General features: G+C 55.4%; 9 protein-coding genes and 2 pseudogenes. 7 read left to right on the top strand and 4 right to left on the bottom strand.

From position 1 onward, the window contains the following. The 3 genes and pseudogenes from dnaX to HA41_RS18805 all read right to left on the bottom strand — a co-directional run. Positions 1 to 1,193: pseudogene (dnaX, locus tag HA41_RS18815) on the bottom strand (DNA polymerase III subunit gamma/tau); the annotation flags it as partial. A 157-nt stretch (positions 1,194 to 1,350) separates the two neighbouring features. Continuing rightward, positions 1,351 to 1,902, bottom strand: coding sequence for an adenine phosphoribosyltransferase (gene apt, locus HA41_RS18810; protein WP_094122034.1), 552 nt, complete (start codon positions 1,900 to 1,902; stop codon positions 1,351 to 1,353). A 144-nt stretch (positions 1,903 to 2,046) separates the two neighbouring features. After that, entirely contained in the window at positions 2,047 to 2,436 is a 390-nt protein-coding gene (locus tag HA41_RS18805; protein ID WP_094122033.1) for a DUF454 family protein, read from the bottom strand. Between the two features lie 57 nt (positions 2,437 to 2,493). On the opposite strand from HA41_RS18805, the gene priC reads away from it, so the two are divergent. The 3 genes from priC to rsmS are packed head-to-tail and all read left to right on the top strand — an operon-like array spanning position 2,494 to position 3,491. Then, a complete protein-coding gene (priC, locus tag HA41_RS18800; RefSeq protein WP_094122032.1) occupies positions 2,494 to 3,024 on the top strand; it encodes a primosomal replication protein PriC in 531 nt (176 codons plus the stop codon). Between the two features lie 57 nt (positions 3,025 to 3,081). After that, on the top strand, positions 3,082 to 3,327 hold the full coding sequence (locus HA41_RS18795) for a GlsB/YeaQ/YmgE family stress response membrane protein (RefSeq protein ID WP_094122031.1): 246 nt from the start codon (positions 3,082 to 3,084) through the stop codon (positions 3,325 to 3,327). An 8-nt stretch (positions 3,328 to 3,335) separates the two neighbouring features. Beyond that, positions 3,336 to 3,491: a pleiotropic regulatory protein RsmS gene (gene rsmS, locus HA41_RS18790; protein ID WP_094122030.1), complete on the top strand. Its 156-nt coding sequence runs from the start codon at positions 3,336 to 3,338 to the stop codon at positions 3,489 to 3,491. Here rsmS and acrR read toward each other — a convergent pair. After that, positions 3,488 to 4,126, bottom strand: a complete 639-nt coding sequence (gene acrR / locus HA41_RS18785; protein WP_094122029.1) for a multidrug efflux transporter transcriptional repressor AcrR — start codon at positions 4,124 to 4,126, stop codon at positions 3,488 to 3,490. The two genes, rsmS and acrR, sit on opposite strands and share 4 nt — an antisense overlap. A gap of 142 nt (positions 4,127 to 4,268) precedes the next feature. Between acrR and HA41_RS18780 the strand changes: the two genes are divergently transcribed. The 4 genes and pseudogenes from HA41_RS18780 (at position 4,269) to ykgO (ending at position 9,359) form a co-directional block, all read left to right on the top strand. Next, a complete protein-coding gene (locus tag HA41_RS18780; protein ID WP_094122028.1) occupies positions 4,269 to 5,465 on the top strand; it encodes an efflux RND transporter periplasmic adaptor subunit in 1,197 nt (398 codons plus the stop codon). A gap of 16 nt (positions 5,466 to 5,481) precedes the next feature. After that, positions 5,482 to 8,635, top strand: a pseudogene (locus HA41_RS18775) (efflux RND transporter permease subunit). Positions 8,636 to 8,952: 317 nt separating this feature from the next. After that, on the top strand, positions 8,953 to 9,207 hold the full coding sequence (locus HA41_RS18770) for a type B 50S ribosomal protein L31 (RefSeq protein ID WP_094122027.1): 255 nt from the start codon (positions 8,953 to 8,955) through the stop codon (positions 9,205 to 9,207). 11 nt (positions 9,208 to 9,218) lie between these two features. Beyond that, entirely contained in the window at positions 9,219 to 9,359 is a 141-nt protein-coding gene (gene ykgO, locus HA41_RS18765) for a type B 50S ribosomal protein L36 (protein WP_094122026.1), read from the top strand. Positions 9,360 to 9,717 lie beyond the last annotated feature (358 nt).

The raw sequence follows: 9,717 nt of genomic DNA, 5'->3' as shown, positions 1-9,717 counted from the left end.
CGCTACCGGGGCCGGGCTTCGCCGCTGCCTGCGGCTGTTCCGCCGGTGCCACCGGCGCTGATTGCTGGGTTAGCGCCGGGGCGGGCAATCGGTTCAGCCACCGCAGCTTTGGGATGAAACGCCAGTGCGCGCAGCAGCGTCATCTCTACGCCCATCCGGCGATCGGGCGCAATCGGCAAATCTTTGCGGCCCATCAGTAAGGTCTGGTAATAGAGCTGCAGATCGGCAGGCGGCACCACGCGCGCCAGCTCACGCAGCCTGAGCGCGTTGCTTTCGTCGTCGTCGTTCAGCGAGGTTGGCAGCAGTTGCACCATCGCAATCTGGTGCAGTAAGCGCAGCATTTCAACCAGCAGCGCTTCCCACTCCACACCGCGCGATGCAGCCTGACTCAGCAACGACATTACCTGCTGACCATCGCCGTCGACCAGCGCTTCCAGCAGGCCAAGCGGCTGTTCGTCGTCCAGCGTGCCGAGCATGGCGCTGACTGTGGTACTGGTCACGGCGCCCTGCCCCATCGCGATCGCCTGGTCGGTGAGACTCAGGGCATCACGCATACTGCCGTCAGCGGCGCGGGCCAGCAACTGCAGGGCCCGCGTTTCGCTGTCGATCTGCTCCTGCTGCAGAACACGCTCAAGCTGCTGACGGATCTGATCGACATCCAGCGCCTTGAGATGAAACTGCAGACAACGGGAGAGGATCGTCACCGGCAGTTTCTGCGGATCGGTGGTCGCCAGTAAAAATTTAACGTGTGACGGGGGCTCTTCCAGCGTTTTCAGCAACGCATTAAAGCTGTGACGCGACAACATGTGAACTTCATCAATCAGATAGACTTTGAAGCGGCCACGCGCCGGTGCGTACTGCACATTGTCGAGCAGATCGCGGGTGTCTTCGACTTTGGTGCGCGACGCGGCATCGATCTCAATCAGATCGACAAAACGGCCCTGCTCGATCTCCCGGCAATTATCACACTGTCCACAGGGCGTGGCGGTGATGCCGGTTTCGCAGTTAAGGCCCTTAGCCAGCAGACGCGCAATGGTGGTTTTCCCTACGCCGCGTGTGCCGGAGAAGAGATATGCATGGTGGATACGTCCCAGAGACAATCCATTCGCCAGCGCCGTCAGAACATGTTCCTGACCGACAACATCAGCAAAAGCCTGGGGACGCCATTTTCGCGCAAGTACCTGATAGCTCATGTGGATTCGACGAAGTTGGATGGAAAAGATGAGCGCAGACGCTCTGCAACCCCTGTACAGGATTGCAGTAGTCTAACAGCTACGCTTTTGCCTGGCACTCGTTATCTTGAACGAGAAGGCGTGACGACCCTGCCGCATGACAGGGTCGAACAAAGGCTTAATGGCCGGGGAAATTGACCAGGCTGTAGCTCTCAACACCGAGGGCTTTCAGACGCGTTTCACCGGTCAGATCGAACAGGTTAATAATGAAAGCGGCATCCCGGACTTCGCCGCCTGCGCGACGAATCAGTTTGACGGTGGCTTCAATGGTGCCACCGGTCGCCAGCAGATCGTCCACCACCAGCACTACGTCGCCTGGCTGAATCGCATCTTTGTGCAGTTCCAGCCGATCGGTGCCGTACTCCAGCTCGTAAGCCTCGCTGAAGGTTTCACGCGGCAACTTACCCGGTTTACGCACCGGGACAAACCCTACGCCCAGACCTAACGCCACCGGCGCGCCGAACAGAAAACCGCGCGCTTCGGTCCCCACCACTTTGGTGATGCCTTTATCACGGTAGCGTTCAACCAGCAGCGCAATTGACGCGGCATAGGCTTTAGGATCTTCCAGCAGACTGGTCACGTCACGAAACAGGATGCCCGGCTTCGGATAATCAGGAATGCTTTTAATGCTGTTTTTAATGAATTCAAGTTGCTGCGCAGTGTCGGTCATAATGATACGCCTGGTAAAAAATTCTGTTTCGCGCAGCTTCAATAGCGCCAATACCTGGTAAAAGGCTCAGCGGAAGTCAATTCACAAAGGGAAGCCACGCACGAAGACGCCCAAATCTAAGCAAATGACCGGATAAATGCAACTTTATCGCGGCGGCGGCGGCGCGTCCGCTGATTCTGACACCACCGGAATCCGCCACATAAACAGCAGCAGTATCGTCAGCATCACCAGCAGCAGAATGCGTACCCACCACAGATGGACCAACGCGATTGAAATGGCAAAGGTCACCACAATCAGGCAGATAGCGCGCCCTTTCGCACCGGGTGGCATGGCGCGATGCTGCTGCCAGTGGCGCAGATATCGCCCGAACGGCGAGCGCCACAGTAACCAGTGATGAAAGCGCGGCGATGAGCGGGCAAAACACCAGGCGGCCAACAGCATAAATGGCGTGGTAGGTAATAATGGTAATACAATGCCCAGGGTCCCCAGCATAATTGCCAGCCAGCCGAGGGTTAATAACAGAATGCGTTGCATGAATGCCGCCCAACTCTTTCCTCATCCGCCTACGTTAGCACAACGGAGCCTGACGGCATGAGCCCGATCTCAGCACAACAGCGTCTGCAACTGGCGCTTATTGCGCTACGTCAGGATATCGCCGCACATCCCGACGGGCACTGTCGCCTGCCACGCTTCGACAGTCAGCTGTTCCGCACCAAAGGAACCCGCCTCGCCGACTATCTGGCTGAGGTGGAGCAGAATTTTACCCGCCTATGCGACAGCGCCAGCGATCTGGTCCGCAGCGCCTGGCTGGCTGAACGACTGGTCGATCAGGTGGCGGCATTGCAACGTGAAGCAAGCACCCAGCAGCTGCGTACCCGGCGTGAAAAGCCACTGAGCAATCCTCGCGCCGTCAAATATCAGGAATATCGTGAATATGAGCGGCGGCTGCTGGCGATGATTGATCAGCGTGAACAGCGACTGGCGCTGGCGGAAACGCTGGCGGTTCAGCATCAGCTGAAGCAGGATCTGGAGACATTAGAGGGCCGCCTGGCACGCTGCCGGCAGGCGATTCGCTCGGTAGAATGGGCATTATCGCTACGCGGCGGTCAGCAGGAGGAATAAAGCGCAGCGGCAAAAAAGCGCTTCTATACCCGATAGGGTTCGGCACGGAGAAAAATAATGGGTTTACTGATCTGGCTACTCTGCGGATTGCTGTTAGGGTTGCTTAAACGCATCGTGATGCCGGGCCGGCCGGGTGGCCTGTTTGCGACTCTGACGCTGTCGATGATTGGCGCGCTGATTGGCGGATACATTGCCAGCTATTTTGAACTGGGTAGCCTGGCGACGCTGCACATCGGCGCATTAGGCATGGCGATTGCCGGTTCCCTGTTAATGCTGCTGGTGGCAGCGAAACTGCGTATATAGGAGGAGAGATGTCACTGGAGAATGCCCCGGATGACGTTAAACTGGCGGTGGATCTGATTCAGTTACTGGAAGAGAACCAGCTGCCGGTTGAAACTGTGCTGTCGGCGCTGGCCATGGTGCAGCGCGATTTTGAAAACAAACGTGACCGCCAGCCACCGGCTTAGCCGCGGGCGGTCAGGGTCGGGCTGAGGCGCAACATATCGATAAAGGCATCCACCAGCGCAGGCGCATCGCCGGCTAAATCGAAACTTTCTGGCGTAAACAGCCAGCTTTCCATCATGCCATTAACGTAACCGCGCATAATCAGCGCCGCCTGGCGGGTATTGAGGCTACCCGGAAGCTGTTCCGCTTCGATGCACTGACGCAACACATCTTCAATTTTGTCGTAGCATTCGAGCAGTAAGCTCTGCTGGATATTCTTCAGCGCCGCCATCTCGCCAACAAACTCGCATTTATGGAAAATGATCTCCATCAGTGCGCGACGTTGCGGATCGTTTGCTGTTGCGTCAAAGATATAGACCAACATGGCGCGTAAAACAGAGAGTGGATCGCCGGGATATTTTGTTTGATACTCAAGTTCCACATTATCCAGCCCGGCATCGCAGCGAAGCCAGATTTCATGCAAAACATCAGCTTTGTTTTTGAAATGCCAGTAGATGGCTCCCCGCGTGACGCTGGCCGCTGAAGCAATATCCGCCAGTGAAGTGGCAGAAACGCCCTGTTGTGAAAACAGGATGACGGCGGCATCGAGAATTTGATGCCGTGTTTCAAGTGCTTGCGCTTTGGTTTTTCGTGCCATAGGGGGCTTTTTTTACAGACGTGTAAGTTTACATACATTTGTGAATGTATGTACCATAGCATGACCCGCGATTTGACGCAGCAATGGGTTCTTCGGATTGTGATCCATTGATCAATTGATATCGGACACTAGAGGTTTATTTATGAATAAAATCAGAGGATTATCGCCTCTGGCGGCCGTCCTGATGCTATCAGGCAGCTTTTTGTTAACAGGATGTGATAACAATAAATCCGAACAAGCCGCCCAACAACAGGCGCCAGAAGTGGGCGTTGTCACGTTAAAAGCTGAACCGCTGAAAATTTCCACCGAACTGCCTGGCCGTACCTCTGCATATCGCGTGGCTGAAGTGCGTCCTCAGGTTTCCGGTATCATTCTGAAGCGTAATTTTATTGAGGGCAGCGATGTCAAAGCGGGTCAGTCGCTTTATCAGATCGATCCTGCAACCTACCAGGCCGCTTATGACAGCGCAAAAGGCGATCTGGTGCAGGCAGAAGCCAATGCCCGTATCGCCCAACTGACTGTGAAACGTTATAAGCCACTGCTTGGCACCAAATATATCAGTCAGCAGGATTATGACACTGCCGTGGCTACCGCCGCGCAAAACGCTGCCGCGGTTCAGGTCGCCAAAGCCAACGTTGAGACGGCCCGCATTAATCTGGCCTATACCAAAGTCACCTCCCCTATCAGCGGCCGCATCGGCAAATCATCGGTCACCGAAGGAGCGCTGGTGCAGAGCGCACAAACCACCGCGCTGGCAACCGTGCAACAACTTGATCCGATGTACGTTGACGTCACCCAGTCGAGCGAAGATTTCATGCGTTTACGTTCCGAACTGGAGTCAGGTCAGCTGAAGCAGAACGATGGTAAAGCCAACGTGACGCTGCTGATGCAGAACGGCAGCAGCTACGCCCAGCCGGGTACGCTGGAGTTCTCTGACGTGACCGTTGATGAAACCACCGGTTCTATCACCCTGCGTGCCATCTTCCCGAATCCGAACCATGTGCTGTTGCCTGGCATGTTTGTTCGCGCCCGTCTGGATGAAGGTACCAACCCAAGCGCGCTGCTGATACCGCAACAGGCGGTCACCCGTACGCCAACCGGTCAGGCGACTGTGATGGTGGTGGGTGCGGATAATAAAGTGGAATCACGTACCGTGACCGCCACGCAAGCAATTGGCGATAAGTGGTTAGTGACCGACGGTGTGAAAGCAGGTGAACGTGTGATCAGTACCGGTCTGCAACGCGCCAAGCCGGGTGCACAGGTTACTCCACAAGAAGTCTCAGACGATGCTAAAGCTGCGCCCGATGCAAAGTCGCAGTCTGATAAGTCATCGTCATAACAGGAGCCGTTGATTCATGGCTAAGTTCTTTATCGATCGCCCCATCTTTGCGTGGGTGCTCGCCATCATCATCATGATGGTAGGTGCGCTATCGATTCTCAAACTGCCGATCGAGCAATATCCCAATGTTGCGCCGCCGGCGATTGAGATTCAGGCCACCTACCCAGGTGCGGATGCGAAAACACTGCAGGATTCGGTGACCCAGGTCATCGAACAGAATATGAACGGCATCGACGGACTGATGTATATGTCCTCGAGCAGCGACTCATCCGGTACTCTGACCCTGACTATCTCGTTTGAGTCAGGCACCGATCCGGATATTGCGCAGGTTCAGGTGCAGAATAAACTGCAACTGGCGACGCCGTTACTGCCGCAGGAAGTGCAACAGCAGGGGATTCAGGTTAAAAAATCTTCCAGCAGCTTCCTGATGGTGGCCGGTTTCATCAGTGATGATGACAATATGACGCAGAATGATATTTCTGACTATATTGCCTCTACCGTCAAGGATCCGCTCAGCCGTACCAAAGGTGTGGGTGACACCCAGGTATTTGGTGCACAGTACGCGATGCGTATCTGGATGGACCCGCACAAGCTGAACAACTACAACCTGACCCCGGTTGATGTGATCAGTGCGCTGAATACCCAGAATACCCAGGTTGCAGCCGGTCAGCTTGGTGGTACGCCACCGGTGCCAGGCCAGCAGCTGAACGCCTCTATCATTGCGCAAACCCGTCTGACCTCTGCCGATGAGTTCGGCAAAATTCTGCTCAAGGTGAATGAGGATGGCTCGCAGGTACGTCTGCGTGACGTGGCGAAGATTGAACTCGGCGCCGAAAACTACGATATCATAGCCCGTTATAACGGCAAACCGGCTTCCGGTATCGGTATCAAACTGGCGACCGGCGCCAATGCGCTCGATACCGCCAACGCGGTGAAAGCGGAACTGACCCGGATGCAATCTACGTTCCCGGCCGGTATGAAGGTTGTTTATCCCTACGACACCACCCCATTTGTGAAGATCTCCATCTTCGAAGTGGTGAAAACGCTGTTAGAAGCGATTGTGCTGGTGTTCCTGGTGATGTACCTGTTCCTGCAGAACTTCCGCGCCACGCTGATCCCGACGATCGCCGTGCCGGTGGTGTTGTTAGGCACATTTGCCGTTATCAGCGCCTTTGGCTATTCAATAAACACCCTGACGATGTTCGCGATGGTGCTGGCCATCGGCTTGCTGGTGGATGACGCCATCGTGGTGGTTGAGAACGTTGAGCGCGTCATGGCGGAAGAGGGACTGCCGCCGAAAGAAGCGACCAAACGGTCAATGGAACAGATTCAGGGCGCACTGGTGGGTATTGCCCTGGTGCTGGCAGCCGTATTTATCCCGATGGCCTTCTTTGGTGGCTCAACCGGGGTTATCTACCGCCAGTTCTCTATTACTATCGTTTCAGCGATGGCGCTGTCGGTGCTGGTTGCGTTCATTCTGACGCCAGCTCTATGTGCCACCATGCTGAAGCCGGTTAAAAAAGGCGAACACGGTAAGACCACCGGTTTCTTCGGCTGGTTTAACCGTATGTTCGATAAGAGCACTAACCACTATGTGGATAGCGTAGGCCATATTGTTCGCAGCACCGGCCGCTATATGCTGATCTATCTGGTGATTGTGGTTGGCATGGCGTTTCTGTTCCTGCGCTTACCGACCTCATTCCTGCCGGAAGAGGACCAGGGCTTGCTGCTGGCACAGGCGCAATTGCCTGCTGGCGCGACCCAGGAACGTACCCAGAAAGTGCTGGACCAGGTGACCGATTACTTCCTGACTAAAGAGAAGGACTCGGTCAAGTCGGTGTTTACCGTTAACGGCTTTGGCTTTGCCGGCCGTGGACAGAATACCGGTATTGCCTTCGTCAGCCTGAAGCCGTGGGATGAGCGTGGCAGCAGCGATCTGAAAGTGCCGGCAATTGCAGGCCGCGCCATGCAGGCGCTGGGTGCGATCAAAGATGCGATGGTGATCCCATTCAACCTGCCCGCGATTATCGAACTGGGTAATGCTACCGGCTTCGACTTCGAGCTGATTGACCAGAATAACCTCGGTCACGAAAAGCTCACCGAAGCGCGTAATCAGCTGTTCGGTATGATCGCTCAGCATCCGGATACGCTGGTGGGCGTACGTCCTAACGGCATGGAAGATACACCGCAGTACAAGCTGATTATCGATCAGGAGAAAGCACAGGCACTGGGCGTTTCCCTGAGCGATATCAACACCACGCTGGCGGCTTCGTGGGGCGGCTCTTACGTCAATGACTTCATCGACCGCGGTCGCGTGAAGAAAGTGTACGTTATGGGACGCGCGGATTCCCGTATGCTGCCGGACGACATTGGTAAGTGGTATGTGCGCAACAGCAGCGGAACCATGGTGCCCTTCTCTGCCTTCTCGTCAGCAAAATGGCAATATGGTTCACCGCGTCTTGAGCGTTACAACGGTCTGCCTGCTATGGAGATCCTCGGACAGCTGCGCCAGGTAAGAGTTCCGGTACGGCAATGGACCTGATGGAAGAGCTGGCCTCAAAGCTGCCTGCAGGTATCGGTTATGACTGGACCGGGATGTCCTATCAGGAACGTCTGTCAGGCAACCAGGCACCGGCGTTGTATGCCATCTCGCTGATGTGGTCTTCCTCTGTCTCGCCGCGTTGTACGAGAGCTGGTCGATTCCATTCTCCGTCATGCTGGTGGTGCCACTCGGGGTAATCGGTGCACTGATCTTCACTACGCTGCGTGGATTAAGTAACGACGTCTACTTTGTGGTGGGGTTACTGACAACCATTGGCCTCTCGACGAAGAACGCCATCCTGATCGTCGAATTTGCTAAAGATCTGATGGATAAAGAGGGCAAAGGGCTGGTTGAATCGACGCTGGAAGCCTGTCGTATGCGTCTGCGTCCTATCCTGATGACCTCACTGGCGTTCATTCTCGGCGTACTGCCACTGGCGATCAGTACCGGTGCCGGTTCAGGTTCGCAGAACGCCGTGGGTACCGGCGTGGTCGGGGGTATGGTGACTGCGACCTTACTGGTTATCTTCTTCGTTCCGGTGTTCTTCGTGGTGGTACGTCGCCGCTTCAATAAGAACAAATCGGAAATCGAAAAAGGTCATCCGGTTGAACACAACCAGACTCACTAACGATTTCTGAGTTGTGAAAAGGTAAAAGGCCGCGCAAGCGGCCTTTTTTATTTCTGTTTGCCGGGCGGCGTCTGCTGGCTGCCTGGTTTTCCCGTTTGCTGCGCTGACGTTCTCTGCCCTGCTCTTTGCCTTGCTCTTCGCCCTGCTTTTTATCCTTACCGGAATGTGTCTCTTCTGTGCCCGGCTCTCCTTTTTCTGTACTGACGTTATCTGCGCTGTTCTTCTATTCTTGCTGCTCCTAATCCTCCCAACGGTTGCAATCCCGATCAACCCGGCGCATAATATTGTTATAATATAACATTACATAGGTGAGTATTATGAAAGCGAATATCCATCCCGACTATCGCCATGTGGTTTTCCATGACACATCGGCGGACGTGTGGTTCAAAATCGGTTCGACCATCCGCACTGACCGCACCGTGGAATTTGAAGGCGAAACCCTGCCTTACGTCACGCTTGATGTGTCGTCGGCCTCGCATGTGTTCTATACCGGTAAGCAGAAAGATTTCGCCAAAGAGGGCAGCACCGCACGCTTTAACCAGCGTTTTGGTCGCTTCCTGGGCCATAAGTAAGAGAGAGGATCATGCAGGTATTAAGCTCGCTGCGCTCAGCAAAAAGTCGCCACCGCGATTGCAAAGTGGTACGCCGCAAAGGCCGCATTTACGTCATTTGCAAAACCAATCCGCGCTTCAAGGCGGTGCAGGGAAGAAAGAAAAAACGCTAGTTTGTGTCGTGATGAGTAGCCGGGTATGCCCGTAATGCTCGTCAGTTAAGCGACAGGTTATAACGCAGTCTGGTGCCATTCAGGGGCTGGCGGTCCTCGCGCCGCTGCGCGGTTCCTTCACTTCATTCCTCTGCCTGACGGACCGCCGGGGATGGCACATCCTGTGCCGCCCCGCCTTTCGCCCGCGTCCTGCGGGCTCTCCTGGCAAACTCATTCTGTTCAGCGCTGCGGATTGCCTGCCCCAGAGCGGCCCCGGCCTGCTCTGGGGCTTCAGTGCGTGTTGTTAAAAAGGGCGCGATGGTGGAGGCCTGAGCGCCTCTGCTGCTGAAAGGGCTATCCGCAGCGCTGAGGCGTGACA

Source organism: Pantoea conspicua, from assembly GCF_002095315.1.
Taxonomy (GTDB): Bacteria; Pseudomonadota; Gammaproteobacteria; order Enterobacterales; family Enterobacteriaceae; genus Pantoea; species Pantoea conspicua.
This window is presented reverse-complemented; position numbering and strand designations above follow the sequence as displayed.

What these genes read in the sequence shown, in the direction of transcription:
- apt (WP_094122034.1), bottom strand. Translation starts at nt 1,902, where the DNA reads ATGACCGACACTGCGCAGCAACTTGAATTCATTAAAAACAGCATTAAA.
- HA41_RS18805 (WP_094122033.1), bottom strand. Translation starts at nt 2,436, where the DNA reads ATGCAACGCATTCTGTTATTAACCCTCGGCTGGCTGGCAATTATGCTG.
- priC (WP_094122032.1), top strand. Translation starts at nt 2,494, where the DNA reads ATGAGCCCGATCTCAGCACAACAGCGTCTGCAACTGGCGCTTATTGCG.
- HA41_RS18795 (WP_094122031.1), top strand. Translation starts at nt 3,082, where the DNA reads ATGGGTTTACTGATCTGGCTACTCTGCGGATTGCTGTTAGGGTTGCTT.
- rsmS (WP_094122030.1), top strand. Translation starts at nt 3,336, where the DNA reads ATGTCACTGGAGAATGCCCCGGATGACGTTAAACTGGCGGTGGATCTG.
- acrR (WP_094122029.1), bottom strand. Translation starts at nt 4,126, where the DNA reads ATGGCACGAAAAACCAAAGCGCAAGCACTTGAAACACGGCATCAAATT.
- HA41_RS18780 (WP_094122028.1), top strand. Translation starts at nt 4,269, where the DNA reads ATGAATAAAATCAGAGGATTATCGCCTCTGGCGGCCGTCCTGATGCTA.
- HA41_RS18770 (WP_094122027.1), top strand. Translation starts at nt 8,953, where the DNA reads ATGAAAGCGAATATCCATCCCGACTATCGCCATGTGGTTTTCCATGAC.
- ykgO (WP_094122026.1), top strand. Translation starts at nt 9,219, where the DNA reads ATGCAGGTATTAAGCTCGCTGCGCTCAGCAAAAAGTCGCCACCGCGAT.